General features: G+C 59.8%; 20 protein-coding genes and 1 tRNA gene. 9 read left to right on the top strand and 12 right to left on the bottom strand.

Annotated elements, in window-relative coordinates; genetic code table 11:
• Positions 1 to 15: 15 nt before the first annotated feature.
• The 5 genes from ACR0K4_RS01750 (at position 16) to ACR0K4_RS01770 (ending at position 3,860) form a co-directional block, all read left to right on the top strand.
• A complete protein-coding gene (locus tag ACR0K4_RS01750) occupies positions 16 to 1,128 on the top strand; it encodes an SPOR domain-containing protein (RefSeq protein WP_480515297.1) in 1,113 nt (370 codons plus the stop codon).
• Positions 1,125 to 2,132, top strand: coding sequence for a beta-N-acetylhexosaminidase (gene nagZ / locus ACR0K4_RS01755; RefSeq protein WP_480852709.1), 1,008 nt, complete (start codon positions 1,125 to 1,127; stop codon positions 2,130 to 2,132). Before ACR0K4_RS01750 ends, nagZ begins: the two co-directional genes overlap by 4 nt.
• Complete coding sequence (locus ACR0K4_RS01760) at positions 2,122 to 2,916, top strand: segregation and condensation protein A (protein ID WP_480852581.1); 795 nt, start codon at positions 2,122 to 2,124, stop codon at positions 2,914 to 2,916. Before nagZ ends, ACR0K4_RS01760 begins: the two co-directional genes overlap by 11 nt.
• Entirely contained in the window at positions 2,909 to 3,562 is a 654-nt protein-coding gene (gene scpB / locus ACR0K4_RS01765; RefSeq protein ID WP_480515293.1) for an SMC-Scp complex subunit ScpB, read from the top strand. The genes ACR0K4_RS01760 and scpB overlap by 8 nt, the downstream gene beginning before the upstream one ends.
• 64 nt (positions 3,563 to 3,626) lie before the next feature.
• The gene (locus tag ACR0K4_RS01770; protein WP_480515291.1) at positions 3,627 to 3,860 is read left to right on the top strand and encodes a hypothetical protein; all 234 of its coding nucleotides are present in this window, start codon (positions 3,627 to 3,629) and stop codon (positions 3,858 to 3,860) included.
• On the opposite strand, the gene ACR0K4_RS01775 is transcribed toward ACR0K4_RS01770, so the two are convergent.
• The 8 genes from ACR0K4_RS01775 to ACR0K4_RS01810 all read right to left on the bottom strand — a co-directional run bounded on the left by ACR0K4_RS01775 (position 3,857) and on the right by ACR0K4_RS01810 (position 9,190).
• Positions 3,857 to 4,936, bottom strand: a complete 1,080-nt coding sequence (locus ACR0K4_RS01775; protein WP_480852582.1) for a 2'-deoxycytidine 5'-triphosphate deaminase — start codon at positions 4,934 to 4,936, stop codon at positions 3,857 to 3,859. The two genes, ACR0K4_RS01770 and ACR0K4_RS01775, sit on opposite strands and share 4 nt — an antisense overlap.
• Positions 4,937 to 4,997: 61 nt before the next feature.
• A tRNA-Pro gene (locus tag ACR0K4_RS01780) sits at positions 4,998 to 5,074 on the bottom strand.
• 61 nt (positions 5,075 to 5,135) lie between these two features.
• Positions 5,136 to 5,714, bottom strand: coding sequence for a MerR family transcriptional regulator (locus ACR0K4_RS01785; protein WP_480852583.1), 579 nt, complete (start codon positions 5,712 to 5,714; stop codon positions 5,136 to 5,138).
• An 18-nt stretch (positions 5,715 to 5,732) separates the two neighbouring features.
• Positions 5,733 to 6,035 carry an integration host factor subunit alpha gene (gene ihfA, locus ACR0K4_RS01790; RefSeq protein ID WP_480515285.1) on the bottom strand — a complete coding sequence of 101 codons (303 nt, stop codon included), beginning with the start codon at positions 6,033 to 6,035 and terminating at the stop codon, positions 5,733 to 5,735.
• A 98-nt stretch (positions 6,036 to 6,133) separates the two neighbouring features.
• Positions 6,134 to 7,105 carry a beta-ketoacyl-ACP synthase III gene (locus ACR0K4_RS01795; protein ID WP_480515284.1) on the bottom strand — a complete coding sequence of 324 codons (972 nt, stop codon included), beginning with the start codon at positions 7,103 to 7,105 and terminating at the stop codon, positions 6,134 to 6,136.
• Between the two features lie 22 nt (positions 7,106 to 7,127).
• Positions 7,128 to 8,216, bottom strand: coding sequence for a phosphate acyltransferase PlsX (gene plsX / locus ACR0K4_RS01800; RefSeq protein WP_480515282.1), 1,089 nt, complete (start codon positions 8,214 to 8,216; stop codon positions 7,128 to 7,130).
• A gap of 24 nt (positions 8,217 to 8,240) precedes the next feature.
• Positions 8,241 to 8,447: a 50S ribosomal protein L32 gene (rpmF, locus tag ACR0K4_RS01805; RefSeq protein WP_037316137.1), complete on the bottom strand. Its 207-nt coding sequence runs from the start codon at positions 8,445 to 8,447 to the stop codon at positions 8,241 to 8,243.
• 206 nt (positions 8,448 to 8,653) lie between these two features.
• Complete coding sequence (locus tag ACR0K4_RS01810) at positions 8,654 to 9,190, bottom strand: YceD family protein (RefSeq protein WP_480852584.1); 537 nt, start codon at positions 9,188 to 9,190, stop codon at positions 8,654 to 8,656.
• 85 nt (positions 9,191 to 9,275) lie between these two features.
• On the opposite strand from ACR0K4_RS01810, the gene ACR0K4_RS01815 reads away from it, so the two are divergent.
• The 3 genes from ACR0K4_RS01815 (at position 9,276) to ACR0K4_RS01825 (ending at position 12,462) form a co-directional block, all read left to right on the top strand.
• Positions 9,276 to 9,752: an outer membrane protein assembly factor BamE gene (locus ACR0K4_RS01815; RefSeq protein ID WP_480515278.1), complete on the top strand. Its 477-nt coding sequence runs from the start codon at positions 9,276 to 9,278 to the stop codon at positions 9,750 to 9,752.
• A 98-nt stretch (positions 9,753 to 9,850) separates the two neighbouring features.
• Positions 9,851 to 10,585 carry a GNAT family N-acetyltransferase gene (locus ACR0K4_RS01820; protein WP_480852585.1) on the top strand — a complete coding sequence of 245 codons (735 nt, stop codon included), beginning with the start codon at positions 9,851 to 9,853 and terminating at the stop codon, positions 10,583 to 10,585.
• A gap of 68 nt (positions 10,586 to 10,653) precedes the next feature.
• Entirely contained in the window at positions 10,654 to 12,462 is a 1,809-nt protein-coding gene (locus ACR0K4_RS01825; RefSeq protein WP_480852586.1) for an ABC-F family ATP-binding cassette domain-containing protein, read from the top strand.
• Positions 12,463 to 12,471: 9 nt separating this feature from the next.
• Here ACR0K4_RS01825 and ACR0K4_RS01830 read toward each other — a convergent pair whose 3' ends face one another.
• Together ACR0K4_RS01830 and ACR0K4_RS01835 are read right to left on the bottom strand one after the other, a co-directional pair.
• On the bottom strand, positions 12,472 to 13,023 hold the full coding sequence (locus ACR0K4_RS01830) for a sugar O-acetyltransferase (protein ID WP_480852587.1): 552 nt from the start codon (positions 13,021 to 13,023) through the stop codon (positions 12,472 to 12,474).
• A gap of 9 nt (positions 13,024 to 13,032) precedes the next feature.
• A complete protein-coding gene (locus ACR0K4_RS01835; RefSeq protein WP_480852588.1) occupies positions 13,033 to 13,788 on the bottom strand; it encodes a 3-hydroxyacyl-CoA dehydrogenase in 756 nt (251 codons plus the stop codon).
• A gap of 179 nt (positions 13,789 to 13,967) precedes the next feature.
• Between ACR0K4_RS01835 and ACR0K4_RS01840 the strand changes: the two genes are divergently transcribed.
• The gene (locus ACR0K4_RS01840; protein ID WP_480852589.1) at positions 13,968 to 14,819 is read left to right on the top strand and encodes a hypothetical protein; all 852 of its coding nucleotides are present in this window, start codon (positions 13,968 to 13,970) and stop codon (positions 14,817 to 14,819) included.
• Between the two features lie 86 nt (positions 14,820 to 14,905).
• On the opposite strand, the gene tyrS is transcribed toward ACR0K4_RS01840, so the two are convergent.
• Positions 14,906 to 16,150 (bottom strand): tyrosine--tRNA ligase, encoded by a 1,245-nt coding sequence (tyrS, locus tag ACR0K4_RS01845; RefSeq protein WP_480515268.1) that lies wholly within the window; start codon positions 16,148 to 16,150, stop codon positions 14,906 to 14,908.
• A 93-nt stretch (positions 16,151 to 16,243) separates the two neighbouring features.
• Positions 16,244 to 17,548: an MFS transporter gene (locus ACR0K4_RS01850; protein ID WP_480852590.1), complete on the bottom strand. Its 1,305-nt coding sequence runs from the start codon at positions 17,546 to 17,548 to the stop codon at positions 16,244 to 16,246.
• Between the last annotated feature and the right edge of the window lie 96 nt (positions 17,549 to 17,644).

Genomic DNA, 17,644 nt, shown 5'->3' on the forward strand with positions numbered 1-17,644 from the left:
CGAGGTAGGCAAGAAATGACCCGCGCGCCACGTTTTAAGGCGCAATCGGGCGGTGAGGCGGATATGGCACGTTACGATTACTCGGGGCAAATGCGTCCCGAGCAGATGCATTACACGAATCAACCCGATCCTCAGGATGGGTACGACTATTCCGGTGATACGCAGCACTATGAGACGGCTCCGCGCGGGGCAGGTCTGGGACGTATTGTCAACGCGCTGGGCGCCGTTGCGTCGCTGGCGCTGGTCGCGGGCATCGGTGTTTGGGGATACAAGCTGGTCGTTCGAGATGTCAGCGGCGTGCCGGTCGTTCGAGCGGTCGAAGGCCCGATGCGCATACAGCCGGAAAGCCCCGGCGGCACTCCGGCGGACCATCAGGGACTGGCAGTGAACGCGGTGGCTGCGGTTGGTTCGGCGGCCCCTCCGGCGGATCGCCTGATCCTGGCACCGCGTCCGGTCTCTCTGGCCGACGAAGATACGCCGATCGAAAACCTCAAGCCGACGCCTGCAGTGCATAAGGTTGAGGAGGAAATCTCAACACAGGATGCGGCAAAGCTGCGTCAAGGGATCGTTGATGCTCTGGTGGCCGAGCTGGCCACCGAGGCGGACAAACCGGACGAAGGACAGGCTCCGGGCGTCCAGCTTGCGGCGCTGACGACTCTCGACGATGAACCCGCGATTGATCCCGCTGATCTGGCGGCGCAATTGCCCGATCCCAAAATCGCTGCGCTGCCCGGGGTACGTCGGTCGCTGCGTCCGATTGTCCGCCCGGCGCGCAAGACGCCCAGCGGCGTCACACCAAACAGCCAAACCGAAGACGCAATCAATGCCGCCGTCAAAGCCGCTGTGGGTCTGGATGTTGACCCGGACGCGCTGCCCAAGGGCACCCGTATGGCGCAGCTTGGAGCGTTTGAAAGCCCCGAGGTCGCGCGCGGCGAATGGGATCGTTTGAACAGCAGATTTGGCGATTATATGAATGGAAAACAGCGCGTTATTCAGAAAACCTCAAGCGGTGGACGAACCTTCTACCGTCTGCGCGTGCTTGGGTTTGATGATCTGAGTGAATCCCGCCAGTTCTGTGCTGCGCTGGTGGCCCAGGATGCCGATTGCATTCCGGTTTCCGTGCGGTGACATTCGGCGCTGCGATCACCGATGCCGAAGGCCTGCGCCTGACGTCAGACGAAAAACACCTGTTCCGCGAGATGAACCCGTTCGGGTTCATTCTGTTTGCCCGCAATATCGAAAGCGCGGATCAGGTACGGGCCCTCTGCGATGATTTCCGCGAATCTGTCGGGCGCAACTGCCCGATCACCATTGATCAGGAAGGTGGCCGCGTTCAACGCCTACGCGCCCCTTTGGCGCGGGAATGGATGCCACCGCTGGATCACGTCGCGCGGGCCGGGGATCAGGCCGAACGGGCCATGTATTTGCGCTATCGCTTGATCGCCTTGGAATTGTTTGAGCTGGGCATCGACAGCAATTGCGCGCCGATGGTCGATCTGGCTCGCGAGGATACCCACCCCTTCCTGAAGAACCGATGCTATGGTTTTGATTCAAAAACGATTTCTGGTTTGGGACGCGCGGTTGCTGATGCGCATCTGGATGGCGGAGTCCTGCCTGTTCTCAAACATATGCCCGGCCATGGTCTGTCAACGTTGGACAGCCATTACGACCTGCCGCATGTGGATCTGACACAAGACTCGCTAGAGCAGGAAGACTTCGCGCCGTTCCGGGCACTGAATGACCTGCCGATGGGGATGACGGCCCATCTGGTTTATGACAGAATCGACCCTCAACCTGCTACGATCTCAGTCAAAATGATTGGTCTGATCCGGGATAAGATCGGCTTTGATGGTTTGATCATGACCGATGACATTTCGATGAAAGCGCTGTCCGGTGCACCGGAACAGATCGGCCGGCAGGCGCTTGATGCTGGGTGCGATGTGGTTCTGCATTGCAATGGTTCGTTTGAAGCGCGCAAACGAGTGTTGGACGCCGCCGGTGAAATGACGGCACAGGCGCAAAAACGCGCGGAGAAGGCGCTTTCGATGCGCCGTAAGCCAGCGGAACTTGACATCCCAGCCGCCGAGGCGGAACTATCTGCCCTAATGGGCGGGCAGGTATATGCAGGATAACCTTTTCAGCGAAGACCCGGTCTCGGTTGCTGACCGTCTTGCCGCCGAGGCACTGATCGTTGACGTCGACGGGTTCGAAGGCCCGTTGGACGTGCTGCTCACCTTGTCACGGACTCAAAAGGTCGATTTGCGTAAGATCTCGGTTCTTGCGCTGGCGCAGCAATATCTGACTTTTGTGGAAAAAGCCCGGCAGTTACGGATTGAACTGGCGGCGGATTATCTGGTGATGGCCGCATGGCTGGCCTTCCTGAAATCCCGCCTGCTGTTGCCGCCAGACCCGGATGACGAAGGCCCCTCGGGCGAGGAACTGGCGGCGCATCTGGCGTTCCAGCTTGAGCGTCTGCAAGCGATGCGTGACGCCGCCGCGCGACTGATGGCCCGGGATCAGCTGGGGCGCGACTTTTTCAAACGCGGACAGGGCGAGGACGTGACCCGCCTGCGGACGGTGACCTATTCCGCCACCCTGCTGGACCTGATGCAGGGCTATGCCCGCATCCGGACACGTGACGAATTCCGCCCCTTTGTAATGGATCGCGACGCTGTCTTTACCATGGAACAGGCGTTGGAACGGATGCGGCCTCTGATCGGATTTGCGGGCACCTGGACGGATATGGAAACCTATTTGCCCGATGGCTGGGACGCCGACCCGGTGCGCAGGCGGTCGGCGACGGCGGCAACTTTCGCGGCCTCGCTGGAGCTGGTGAAAGAAGGACATATGGAGATCAAGCAAAGCGACACCTTTGCCCCGATCCATCTGCGAAAAAGGACTGAAACCCGTGACTGACGCCAACCAGGACGAAGGCACCGGCACCCTGTTCGAAGCGCCCCCGATGGCCGAACAGGAACGGATGGTCGAAGCGGTTCTGTTCGCCAGCGCCGAGCCGGTGTTGATCGCTGATCTTGAGGCGCGGATGCCACATGGCAGCGACGCGGCGCAAGCTGTTGAAATGCTGCAAAAACGCTATGAGGGGCGGGGCGTCCGCGTGGTTCGGGTGGGCGAGGCCTGGGCCATTCGCACTGCGCCCGATCTGGGATTCCTGATGCAGAAGGAAACAGTCGAGACCCGAAAGCTCAGCCGCGCGGCAATCGAGACACTGGCCATCGTAGCCTATCATCAACCCTGCACGCGGGCCGAGATCGAAGAGATTCGCGGCGTGTCCGTTTCACGCGGCACAATTGATCAGTTGCTGGATATGGAATGGATCAGGTTGGGGCGTCGCCGCATGACACCGGGTCGGCCGGTCACCTTTGTGGTCACACCGCAGTTTCTGGACCATTTCGGATTGGAAAATGCCCGCGATCTACCGGGGCTGAAAGAGTTGCGCGCTGCCGGGCTATTGGAAAACCGCCCACCGCCCGGAGCTGTGCCGCTGAGCGATGGGCAGGACGAGGAAGACGAGGATCAGACCGAACTGTTCGAGGAAGAGTGATCACGCCGCCCTTTTATGGCCGCATGAGACCTCTATGTTGAGGGTCAGGAAACGGAGACGAGCAATGAATGCCAATCGACTGATCGATATGATCGTGCGTCAGGTCATGCGTCGCCTTGTCAATAAAGGCGTTGACAAGGGCTTTGACATGGCGGGCCGAATGGGGCGCAAACCGGGGCAGGACGCCGGCGACCCGAACGCTGGCAGTCATGTTCGGCAGGATGCGCAGCGGCAGCGGCAGAATATGAAACAGGCGCAGCGGATGAGCCGTCAGATGCGCCGGTTCATGAAATTTTAACCAACCGGTTTGAAATGTTTGGACAGTTTCAACCCCTGTCCCTGATAGTTCGAGGCGATGCCCGCACCATATAACTGCGTCGGCATCTCGGCCATTCTTTCGTAAACCAGCCGCCCGACGACCTGTCCATGCTCCAGCACAAACGGGGCTTCGTGGCAGCGCACTTCCAGCACCCCGCGTGACCCGGCGCCTCCGGCGGCGGCATGGCCGAAACCGGGGTCAAAAAAACCTGCATAATGCACGCGGAACTCTCCGACCATGGCGAGATAGGGGGCCATTTCTGCCGCATACATGGGCGGGATGTGCACCGCTTCGCGGCTGACCAGAATGTAGAACGCACCGGGGTCCAGAATGATGCGACCCTCGGTGGTGTGCACCTCTTCCCAGTATTCCTGCGGGTCGTATTCGCCGATCCGGTCCAGATCGATGACGCCGGTATGGGGTTTGGCACGGTAGCCAACCAGATCGGTGTCGGGCAGCTGCAAATCAACTGAAAATCCCAAACCGTCTTGAATGACGGCAGCTCCGTCCACCAGCGGCGAGTCATTGTGCAGCGCCGTCAGTTCCGCGTCGCTCAGCACTGCCTGACCTTGACGGAATCGGATCTGGTTCAGACGCATCCCCGGACGCACCAGCACCGAGAACGAGCGCGGACAAATCTCGGCATAAAGCGGACCGCTATAGCCTGCGGGCACGCGGTCAAACTCGGTGCCGCCATCGGTGATCGTGCGCGTCAACAGGTCCAGCCGCCCGGTCGAACTTTTGGCGTTGGCGACGGCGCTGACGTCATCGGGCAGGGCCAGCGATTCCATCAGCGGCACCAGATACACGCAGCCCTTTTCCAGTACGGCGCCGTTTGTGATGTCGATGCGGTGCATCTCAAACTCTGTCAGACGGTCTGCCACGGATCGGGTTTCGCCAGCCAGAAATGAGGCGCGGACCCGATAAGCCACTGTTCCCAAACGCAGATCAAGACTGGCGGGTTGGATTTGCGCAGGTAGAATGTCAGGGCTGCCAATAATTTCGGCGCGCGCAATCATCCCTTCGATCTGCTGGTTCGGGCATACGCCTGTCATTCCGATCCCCCCTGATGCCAGAGCGGGATCTGGCCTGTCTGCCTTAAACGTCGGTGTGATTTGGTCGGGCTAGCAGGACTCGAACCTGCGACCTTCCGTCCCCCAGACGGACGCGCTACCAGGCTGCGCCATAGCCCGACGTTGGAGTGTTCATAAAGACTTTCCCGGCAGGGGCAAGAGGAAATCATCGCCTTTTGTTTTATCCCGCCGACCGGGTTTCGATTCGGTTCAGGACCGCCCGCAGCTCTTGCGCGACGGGCGCGATCTGGCGCAGCAAATTGTCGTCGAAATCGACCTTGCTCCAGGCCCGAGAAGCGATGCCGCCCAACAAAGGGGCTTCATCCAGATTGACTGACGTGGGTTGGGTAGAGACCGGCGCAGGCTGGGCAGCAACTGGCGCGTCCAGATCCATATCCATCTGTTGGCTGGCCGCTGGCTGCGCCGTGAAGGGCACCACGATATTGTCTGCCGCATCCTCGACAACTTGTGTCGGCGCGTCATCATTCAACGAAGGCGACAGCGCGGCGACATGGGCCACACCCTTTTCCCGCAAGATACGCTGAACGCCTTTGATGGTGATGCCGTCCTCGTGCAACAATTTCTTGATCCCACCCAGCAGGCGCATGTCGTTGGGGCGGTAGTATCGCCGCCCTCCGGCGCGTTTGACGGGTTTGACCTGCGTGAACCGGCTTTCCCAGAATCGCAGCACATGAGCTTGAACACCAAGCCAATCCGCAACTTCACTGATGGTGCGAAAGGCGTCGGGGGATTTGCTCATGTCTTTCTGGTCCCGAGCTTACTTGCGGTTTCCTGCGGCGACGCGATCCTTCATCAGGTGCGACGGACGGAAGGTCAGAACACGGCGGGGCTGAATCGGAACCTCTTCGCCGGTCTTGGGGTTGCGACCGATGCGGGCTGTCTTGTCTCGAACGCTGAATGTGCCAAAAGACGAAATCTTAACCTGCTCGCCACGCACCAGCGCGTCGGACATATGGTTCAGAACGCTTTCGACCAATAGCGCGCTTTCATTGCGTGACAGGCCAACCTCACGAAAGACGGCCTCGCTCAGATCCATTCGGGTCAGTGTTTTGTCGCCCATGCTATTTTTCCCCTGTTGATGGTCGAGCATAGGGGCAGGGCAAATTCGCTGTCAATATCAATGAATTGCAGGTCGGTGTGTAAGCCGAATTGTGCCAGTTACCACCGCAGGAGGACCGAACCCCATGCCAAACCACCCCCGATTGCTTCGGTGATCAGAAGATCACCCTGTTTAAACTGCCCGCGTTGCTTGGCGACCGATAGGGCCAGTGGGATGGACGCGGCCGAGGTATTGCCGTGGTCCTGCAGGGTGACGACAACATGGTCCATGGGAACCCCGAGTTTCTTGGCAGTGCCCTGAATAATGCGGATATTGGCCTGATGTGGCACGATCCAATCCACATCATCATGCGTCAAACCCGCTTTTTCCAAGCTGGCCTCGGCAGTTGACGTCAGACGTTCAACCGCCTGACGGAACAGTTGATTGCCCTTCATTCGTAGATAGCCGGTGGTCTGAGTCGAAACACCGCCGTCGACATAGAGCATGTCTTTGTAGCGACCATCAGAGTTCAGATCGGTCGCCAGAATGCCACGATCCTCGGATGTGCCCGCGCCGTCCTGCCGTTCCAGTATCAACGCGCCTGCGCCATCGCCGAACAGCACGCAGGTTGAGCGGTCGGTCCAATCCATGATTCGCGAAAAGGTCTCGGCCCCGATCACCAGAACACGCTTGACCTGATCGGACAGGATCAGCGCGTTGGCATTGGTCAGCGCATAGACGAAGCCGGCGCAGACCGCCTGAACATCAAAGGCGAACCCTTTGGTCATGCCAAGGCGCGACTGAACCATGGTGGCGGCGGAAGGGAAGGTCAGATCAGCGGTCGAGGTCGCCAGAACGATGGCGTCGATATCATCCGCAGTCAGCCCGGCATCCGCCAGTGCAGCCTCGGCGGCCTTTGTGGCCATGTCCGACGTGGTCTCGTCTTCGGCGGCGATATGGCGGCGCTCGATACCGGAACGGGTCCGGATCCACTCATCCGTCGTATCCAGCGTCTTTTCAAACTCGGAATTCGGAACAATGCGCTCGGGCAAATAGTGTCCGACACCAACTACAACTGAACGGCCTGCCATTTTCGGGGTACTGCCTTTTTTGTTATTCTCCCGCCGTCGGCGGTGCATGCGCGGCATCTTGTGCAAGCTCGGCTGTTGATGCAACCCGTGCCGCCAATTTTTCGGCGAAACCGGACTGCGCCAGCGTAAAGGCCAGTTTGACAGCAGCCGACACACCGGTCGAATCCGCGCCACCATGCGATTTGACGACCGTTCCGTTGAGGCCAAGGAAGACCCCGCCATTCACACGACGCGGGTCGATGCGCTTTTTCAGGCGGTTGAGCGAGGTGATCGCAAGGATCGACGCCAATCGTGACAGGGGGGAATACTTGAACGCCTCGCGCAGCAGGTCTCCGATCAGGCTGGCAGTGCCTTCGCCTGTCTTGATGGCGACATTTCCCGTAAACCCATCTGTTACAATGACATCTGCTTTGTCGCCGGGAATGTCGCTGCCTTCGACAAAGCCGACAAAGTCAAAGCTGGCTTGATCGGCGAAATCCGCGATCAGGGTGTGCGCTTCCTTGAGCTCGGCGCGGCCCTTGTGTTCCTCGGTGCCCACGTTCAGCAAGCCGATCCGCGGGCGTTCCAGAGCCATGCCGTTACGTGCGTAAGAGGCCCCCATCAGCGCGTATTGCAACAGGTCCTTGGCGTCGGCGCGCACATCCGCGCCCACGTCAAGCATCACGTTGAACCCCTGCGGGTTGCGCGAAGGCCACAGTATCGCGATGGCCGGACGGTTGACGCCTGGCAGTTTGCGCAGGCGCATCATCGACAGAGCCATCAGCGCACCGGTATTGCCACAGGACACAGCCCCGTGCGCCTCACCCTGGCGCACCGATTCCAGCGTCGACCACATCGAGGTCTGCTTGCCGTTGCGTACAACCTGACTGGGCTTGTCCTCCATCGTGACCACATCCGGGCAATCACGAAAAACGACGCGCCCGTTCAGGACACGCCGTTTGGCGACAAGTTTGCGCAGCATTTCTTCAGGCCCGTGCAGGACAAATCCGATATCGGGATTTATGTCTGCTGACTTGGCAATGCCCGCCACAACAGCAGCGGGCCCCGAATCTCCGCCCATAGCGTCAACCGAGATAGTGATCCGTCCGGTTTGCGAGGGCTGTTCCGTCATGCCTTGGCCTGCGCTTCGAAAGGCTTAGGCCGCGTCTTCGTCCAAGTCGATTTCGTCGGCCTGAGCGACGACTTCGCGGTCATCATAGTGGCCGCAGGACGCGCAGACGTGGTGCGGGCGTTTCAGTTCACCGCAGTTTGCGCATTCGTTCGGGTTTGCAGCAACCAGAGCGTCGTGCGCGCGGCGATTGTTGCGGCGCGACTTGGAAACTTTGTTCTGTTGGACGGCCATGGTCTCAACCTTTGTCTAATTGGGGTCAGCAGATTCGCCGCCGACCGGGTTACATTCTTTGTTTTTCTCGTGGTTTGACGCGCGTTTAGGGGACGAGCCCCGCAATGTCCAACCCAAATTCCGATGAGCGCGCGAAAATACTGCGATTCTCGTCATGTTCAAGCGATTTTTCTGAGGGCGTGCTATGACAGGAATTCCAGCTCCTGTCACTCGTCTTTTTTCATTGCATCACGCAAACTGGCCAACCCGGCAAAGGGTTTGACGTCCTCGTCCGTCAGCGCCTGTTTGCCCGGTTCCGTATAGTCGGACTGCTCCAGCGCGGCGCCGTCTTTTCGTGGATATTGGGGCAGGGCCAGTGACAGGGCCTCGATCATCACCTCAGATGGATCGATTTCCGCCCCCAGCGGTTCCGACTCGTCACCCTCGGGGATTTCGAACTCTTCTTCGTCCGGATCGGACCAGTCCGCCAGATAGGTCCGGGCCACTGCAACATTGATCCGGGTGGTGACCGGTTCCAGTGTCACGACGCAGGGCTGAATCACCGTGGCACCCAGTTTTCCGGCCAAAACCCAGTCGCGTTTTCCCTGCGCGCGAACGTCTCCGGTAAAGCTGACCTTACGTAGCCCCAACAGGCCCAACGCGTCCTTGATGGCGCCTATAGCCGTTGCATCGGGGCGCAATTCAAAGGCGGTTGGCGCGTTTTGCGGCAGGTCAGCGACCCGCAGGGCTGTCTGGTTGGTCATTCGTGACCCTTTCCTGTGTTGAACCGGGGCTGCGGTTTGATGTAATCGGATAGGGTCCGCAAGGGGCCAAGGCAAGAGGGTGCGAATGGTGATGGGTGTGAACAGGTTGAAACCGGCGTCAAGAACGCTTGCCCTTGCGGTCTGTCTGGCGGTTATCGGCGCATGTTCGCCGGTGTTCAAGAATCACGGATATATCCCGACGCCCGAAGAACTGGCCGAGATTCAGGTGGGTGTAGACACCCGAGAAAGCGTGGTCGAGGCGGTCGGCGCGCCCAGCTCGTCAGGTGTGGTCCGTGATTCCGGGTTTTATTATGTCCGGTCGCGGATTCGCCGATCCGGCCCGAGAAAGCCAAAAGTCGTGTCCCGCGAACTGGTGGCGATCAGTTTCGATCAGGGCGGAGTGGTCCGGAATATCGAACGTTTCGGGCTTGAGGATGGGATTGTGATCCCGCTGGAACGGCGGGTGACAGAATCCTCGGTGCAAAACACCGGTTTCCTGCGCCAGCTTCTGGGGAATATTGGCAACTTCAATCCGGGCAATCTTCCGGGTGTATCGAACTGAGACCCGGCAACAGCTTGCGGTGGTCACCTGTTCGTCACATGTATTGTGACAAAGATCGTGTGACCGGGAACGGCTCGGCACTGCCGGAGGATGCGCCCATGGCGACAGGGTTTGGACAAGACCGGTACCGGGCGCGTACGGCCTGTTCACCCGGGGATATCGTTGCGGCGCAGCGTCTGCGAACGCTGGCGTTTGGAACTGCAGAAAGGGACCGTGACGCGTTCGATCCGGTGTGCACGCATATTCTGGTTGAAGACGCCCGCGCCGGGGGGCGGCTTGTGTGCTGCTTTCGAATGCTGAGAATGAATCAGGGCGCAGAGATCGGTCGCAGTTATTCCGCACAGTTTTACGATCTTTCCGCACTTGAGGGATTTGAGGGGCGCTTGGTGGAAATGGGCCGGTTTTGCGTGCACCCGGCATATAACGATCCCGATATCCTGCGCGTCGCCTGGGGGGCGATGACGGCATATGTGGATCGCAATGATGTGCAGATGTTGTTTGGCTGTGCGTCGTTTGCGGGAACGGAAACGACCGAGTATCTGGACGCGTTCGCCATGCTCAAACATCGGCATCTGGCCCCGAAACGCTGGCTGCCGCGGGTCAAGGCTCCGGATGTGTTTCGGTTTGCGGCGCGGTTGCGTCGACGGCCGGATGCGAAAAAGGCGATGCTGAGAATGCCGCCTTTGTTGCGCAGCTATCTGATGATGGGCGGTTGGGTTAGCGACCATGCGGTTGTGGACCGACACATGAACACGCTGCATGTGTTCACCGGGCTGGAGGTGCAGGCGATTCCCCCGGCACGGAAACGGTTGCTGCGGGCTTTGGCCGGGTGAATTGAGTATTTGGGAAAAGGTGAAACAGGGGCGTTGACGCCTTGCGCCCACCGGTTTAGCTGGCGGGCATGGCGAGAATTCCTTTGTTGCAGATGTCCGGCATATCCCTGACTTTCGGGGGCGATCCGGTGTTTTCGGGGCTGGATCTGGTGGTGCAGCCGGGCGACCGCGTGGCGCTGGTCGGGCGGAACGGATCGGGCAAATCGACACTGATGAAGGTGATGGCGGGGCTGGTCGAGGCGGATCGCGGCGACATCGTTATCCCTCCCGGTAAATCCGTGGGTTACATGGAGCAGGACCCGGAGATGGCCGGGTTCTCTACTTTGGGCGACTACGCATCCAGCGGCCTGGATCCAGGCGAGCTGTATAAAGTCGAGCGGGCGGGTGAGGGTCTGAAATTCGATCCGTCGCGTCCGGTTGAAACGGCTTCGGGCGGCGAGCGGCGTCGCGCGGCTTTGGCCAAGCTGATGGCCGAAGCGCCGGATTTGATGTTGTTGGACGAGCCGACCAACCATCTGGATATTGAAGCGATTGCATGGTTGGAGCGTGAATTGGGCGCAACGCGGGCGGTCTATGTTCTGATCTCGCATGACCGGGCGTTTTTGCGGGCGCTGACGCGGGCAACCTTGTGGATTGATCGCGGCGTGGTGCGTCGGCAGGAGCAGGGATTCGACGCATTCGAGAGTTGGCGTGACAAGATTTGGGAAGAAGAGGATCAGCAGCGGCACAAGCTGAACCGTCTGATCAAGTCCGAGGCGAAGTGGGCGGTCGAAGGCATCAGCGCGCGGCGCAAGCGCAATCAGGGTCGTGTACGGGCGCTGCAGGCGTTGCGGGCCGAGAAGGCGGCGCAGATCAAACGCCAGGGCTCGGCCGCGATGACGCTGGAGGCGGGACCAAAATCCGGGCGCAAGGTGATCGAGGCCCGCGGCCTGTCGAAAGCCTTCGGAGTGCAGCAGATTGTGCGCAATTTCGACCTTCTGGTTCAGCGCGGGGACCGCGTGGCCTTTGTCGGGCCGAACGGGGTTGGCAAGACCACATTGCTGAAGATGTTGCTGGGGCAGGAAGGCGCGGATGAAGGGTCGGTCACGCTGGGCACCAATCTCGAGATCGCCGTTTTTGATCAGTCGCGCGCGCAGTTGGATCCGGAGATGACCCTGTGGGACAGCCTGACCGGTGACCCCGAGATGCGGGTATCCGGCAAGGCTGATCAGGTGATGGTTGGCGGGCAGCCCAAGCATGTTGTTGGCTATCTCAAGGAGTTTCTGTTCGACGACGCACAGGCCAGAGCGGCCGTCAAGTCGCTGTCCGGTGGGGAGAAAGCGCGGTTGTTGCTGGCCAAGCTGATGGCGAAAAGCTCGAACTTGCTGGTGCTGGACGAACCCACCAACGATCTGGATGTGGAAACGCTGGATTTGCTGCAGGAGCTTCTGGACGATTACGACGGCACGGTTTTGTTGGTCAGTCACGACCGGGATTTTCTGGACCGCGTCGCCACCACGACCATCGCGATGGAGGGAAATGGCCGCGCCACCGTGTATGCGGGCGGGTGGTCGGATTATATTGCCCAACGCGGCGAGGTTGCGGGCAAGAAGGTTGAGAAATCAAAGGTTTCAAAGCCCAAGGTCAAGCAGGAAAGCGCGCAGAAACACGGGTTGTCCTTTTCGGAAAAGCATCGCCTGGACAAACTGCCAGCCGAGATTGCGCGCCTAGAAGCCGAGATCGGCAAGCTTGAGGAATTGATGTCCGACCCCGAATTGTTCACGCGTGAGCCTGTGAAATTCCAAAAGGCGACCGAAGCTTTGGTCGAGCGGCAGGCAAAGCTCTCGGCCGCCGAGGAGGAGTGGCTGATGCTGGAAGAGAAGGCCGACGGCGCTTAGAAACGGGGGCTATGGCGTCGCCAGTGCGCGCGCCGGGTTGCCCACAACCGTTTCGCCCGCGGGGACATCTTTGGTCACGACGCTGCCCGCGCCGATGATGGCGCGGTCGCCGATTGTGACGTCGGGCATGATGATCGCGCCGCCGCCAATCCAGACATTTGCGCCAATGGTGACCGGTCGGGCGATCTCGAGTCCCTGTGCCCGCTCGACCGGGTCTTTGGCATGCTGGGCGCAATAGATTTGAACATGCGGCCCGAACATTGTGCCGTCGCCGATGCGAACGGCGGCGGTGTCCAGAACCACGCAACCCGCGTTGAAATAGATGCGGTCTCCAAGGTGGATGTTCCGACCATAGGCGCAGTGGAAGGGCGCCTCGACAAAGCAATCCTCACCAACTGTGCCAAGCAGAGACCGAAGCGCCGGAGACAGTCTGCCGCGACGATCCGGATCGCAGCTATTGTGATCATGAACAGCGCGCCGCGCCTGGGCGCGTAATGATTCAAGCTCATCGTCCAGACAGCAATACCACTGTCCCGCTTCCATCTTCTCCCGCTCGGTCATGTGCCGTGCTTAGCGCATCCGCAAGGCCCCGTCGATGCGAATGACTTCGCCGTTCAGGTAACCCATCTCGACGATGAACCCGGCCAGCCGCCCGTATTCACGCGGATCGCCCAGACGCGGTGGGTTGGGAACATCGGCGGCGAGCTGCTGCTGCACCTCTTCCGGCAGACCTGCCAGCATCGGGGTCATGAATATCCCGGGTGCGATGGCCATCACCCGGATTCCGGTTGAGGCCAGATCACGTGCCATCGGCAGCGTCATGCCGACCACGCCCCCTTTGGAGGCCGCATAGGCCGATTGACCCTTTTGCCCGTCAAATGCCGCAATAGAGGCGGTGTTGATGATCACGCCGCGCGCGCCATCCGGCTCCGGGGCGTTCTTTGCCATTTCGACCGCCGCAAGGCGCGAGACGTTGAAAGTACCGATAAGATTGATGTCGATGGTCCGCTGGAAGGCCTCTAGCGGGTGCGGACCTTCGCGCCCAACGGTCTTGGCGCCAATGGCAATGCCCGCGCAGTTTACAGCGGCGGTGATCTTGCCCATCTGTTCCATTGCCAAGGAAATGGCCGCGGCGACAGAGCTTTCATCCGTTACGTCGGTGAGGGCAAAATGCCCGCCGATCTCTGAGGCAACCTGCTGGCCGCGCTCGGCATCCCGGTCCAAGAGAGTGACCTGCGCGCCATTGTCTGCGAAATGGCGGGCAGTAGCCTCGCCCAGTCCCGATGCGCCCCCGGTGACGATCGCTGCGGTGGTGGATAGTTGCATGATCGGTTCCTCCCCAGATATGAACACTCGTTCATTAAACGGATCGATGGGGATCTGTCCACTTTTTTGATGGTTTTGACCGGCTGCGAACTCTCGGGCTGAGAGATCACATCAACGTGGGCATTTTGTGAATGAACAATCTGCAGAGTGCGCGTGTTTAAGTTTCAGGAGGTACCGATATGGTTATGTTAACGAATGCGAAGCGGACACTGGGCGCGATTGTTGCGGCACCTGTCCTGGGGGTAATGATGACCGGCAGCGTGGTTGCTGCGCCAGAGGTCTGTGACGGACGAACGGCGCGGGCGTTGGCCAATGCCGGGGATTATGCGGGGTTGTGCGATTGTGCGCAGGTCACCCCGAGCTTTTTGAAGAGGCTGCAGAGGCGATCGGACTTTGAAGCAGTTTTGGGTTTCACCGGGGCGCAATGCCCGGGACTTGCCTCGCTGTTGACCGATTTGCCGACAGCAACTGTGTCTGGTGCCGTAACCTTCCGCGGCGAAGATCAAAGCTCCGATGCGAGCGCACCTGACGACGAAGACGATGATGATGTCGGTGGCGGCGAAGACGGCGAAGGCGAAACCGGCGGCGGCGGAGAAGAAGGTGAAGGTGAAACCGGCGGGGAAACCGGCGGCGAAGAAGGTGAAGGCGAAACCGGCGGTGAAACCGGTGGCGGCGGCGGAGAAGGTGAAGGCGAAACCGGCGGTGAAACCGGCGGCGGCGGCGAAGAAGGCGAAGGCGAAACCGGTGGCGGTGAAGAAGGTGAAGGCGAAACCGGTGGCGGTGAAGAAGGTGAAGGAGAAACGGGCGGTCTGAATGATGGGCAAGCCCGCGCGGCAGAAGCCCGGGCACGAGCCGAAGCCGCCCGTGAGAATGCCAATGCCGCGGTCGAGGCTGCAAGAGCCCGAGCAGAAGCCGCAAGATCGGGAAGCAAAGCCAAGGGAAAGAGCAGAAGCAAAGGCAAGAGTAAGAGTAAGGGGAAGAGTAAAGGCAAAGGGAAAGGGAAAGGCGGAAAGGGCAAGTCCAAACGCTGAGTCAGCCGCGTAACTCTTTGGAGTATGTGGAAACGGCCACCCGTCTGGGTGGCCGTTTTTGTTACTTTTGATCCAAAAGTGTGAGGTTAACCCAGCTGCACCAGAGCGTGCCGTTTTTTGCCTGCGCTCAGCTTGATTGGCGAGGACAAAGCGCCCGCGTCGATCATCATCCCTGCATCGGTCAAGGGCGCGTCGTCCAGCCGTGCGCCGTTTTCGGCGATCAGGCGCTTGGCCTCTTTGCCGGATTTCGCCAGACCTGATTTCACGATGATCTGCACGATCGAGGCGGGCAGGTCTTCGGCGTTCAGCGTCAGAGTTGGAAGGTCTCCGCCCACGCCGCCTTTCTCGAACACCTCGCGCGCGGTGGCCTCGGCGGTCGCGGCAGCCTCGGCCCCATGCAGCAGGGTGGTGACTTCGTTTGCGAGACGGATTTTGGCCTCGTTGATCTCGGATCCCTGCAGCGCGGCCATGCGGTCGCATTCGTCAACCGGCAACTCGGTGAAGATTTTCAGGAACCGGCCCACATCCGCATCGGTGGTGTTGCGCCAGAACTGCCAGAACTCATAGGCCGACAGCATGTCGCCGTTCAGCCAGACGGCGCCGCCTTGGGATTTGCCCATCTTGCGGCCATCGCTGGTGGTCAGCAGCGGCGTGGTCAGGCCATAGATTTCCTGATCCAGCACGCGGCGGGTCAGGTCGATGCCGTTGACGATGTTGCCCCACTGGTCCGAGCCGCCCATCTGCAGAACGCAGCCATAGCGGCGGTTCAGCTCTAGGAAGTCATAGGCCTGCAGGATCATGTAGTTGAATTCGAGGAAGCTGAGCGACTGCTCGCGGTCCAGACGCGATTTCACGGATTCGAAGGACAGCATCCGGTTGACCGAGAAATGCCGCCCGATATCGCGCAGGAAATCGAGGTAGTTGAGGCTGTCCAGCCATTCAGCATTGTTCAACATCAGCGCGCCGGTGTCGCTGTCATCATAGGACAGGTACTTGGCGAACACCTTCTGCATTCCGGCGATATTGGCGTCGATTTGTTCGGGCCCCAGCAGGGGGCGCTCATCCGAGCGGAACGAAGGGTCACCCACCTTGGTGGTGCCGCCGCCCATCAGGGTGATCGGTTTATGGCCGGTCTTTTGCAGCCAGCGCAGCACCATGATGTTCATCAGGTGGCCCACATGCAGCGACTGCGCGGTGGCGTCATAACCGATATAGGCCGTCCGCACCCCGCTGATCAGCGCCTCATCAAGGCCCTGATAATCGGTGCAATCGGCGAGGAAGCCGCGCTCGATCATCGTGGCGATGAAATCCGATTTGGGGTGGTAGGTCATGGCGTGCCCTTTGGGTTGATATTGCGGGGCACTGTATAGGCGGCGCGATGGGTAAGGAAAAGATGCGTTTTTGTCCGTCGGTCCCTGACGCGCCTATGATGCTTCGGAAGGAGCCGGTTGACCCAAAGGAGGCAGGCGAAAAGCAAAGATCATGGCGGCTATGTTGAGGATGGCAAGGATGAAAATCGGGGTGATCGGATCGTGCAGATGCGCCAGTGCTCCAAGGGCTGCGGCGAATACAATGCCGACGAGACCCGCACTTACGTCCCCGAGGGCCACGAGGTATGGGCGTTCAGTCTTCTTGGTCATCTCAATGACATACAGATAGCGACCCAGGATGACGCCATTGCCGCCCAATGACAGAAGCAGGATCACCAGCGCATATAGCCAGACATTGGTGGCATAGCCCATCAGGGTGAAGCCGATCGCCAGAACCGCCGAGAAAGCAGAGGTCACACAGCCCAGCCACATCACGGGCTTGACCGAGATGCGATCGCTGAGCCGCCCCCAGATGATCGAGCCCAACACTGTTCCGGCACTGGCGGCGATCACGAAATAGCTCAGGGAATGCTTGGTGCCGGTGTGGAAGGTGGCAGCGTGGATCGTATAAAACGGCATCGCCAGTTCGACCGAGACAAACATCAGCCGCGCGGTCAGGAACCTGCGATACCAAGGATATCCCATCCCGGTGTAAAAGCCGGTTGTCAGTTCCGCTATGGGTTTTGGTCTGGCGGTCGGGGCAGGGGGTGCGGTGCGCTCTTCTTCGAATATGCGAACACCGGCGAAACTGATCCCGGCGGCGAACATCGCGATCACGCCGCACCACATGACAACGATATGGCGTTGCATCGGCTGGTCCGAGGCCAGCAGGTCCTTGGTTGTCCAGACCACGAAGATGGCCAGAATTCCAGACACCGTAGCCTGCGCAAAGACCATCCGGTTGCGCTTGGTCTCGGGGACGGACACGCCGTAGATTTGACTGGTCCCCAGGCTGGCAATGCCCTGACACAGGCCCATAATGATGGCGGTTGTCAGAAAAAGCACAACCACCATCAGTTGCGGCAGATTGGTTGCGAACAGGGCGACGATGGCCAGAATTGTACCGGTCAAGATGTTCGGCACATAAACCGCCAGCTTGGCCCGGGTAATGCGATTGACGAAGGGTGACACAAAAATTTCGGCGATCAGGCGCGCGGCGGTCACAAAGGGCAACAGCAATCCGGCGATGAAACTGGGTGCACCTAGCGCGAGATACAGGAACGGCAAAACGAGGCGTGGATTGACCAACTGCCCACCGATCGTTGCAAGCGCGCCGGACCAGAAAATCAGCTGGTAGTTGCGACCGTCGCCCGACGTGTTCGAATTCCTGGGTGCTTTTTGGGTCTGCTCAGCGACCATGCGGTATTTTATCCTGTGTGGTCACATGTTCGGTTGGAGTTTTGGTTTCATGGCAGTTCGGCTTTGGCGGCATGTTTGCCCAGATACCGTTTTCGC

It is taken from the genome of Ruegeria sp. K11, assembly GCF_056531905.1.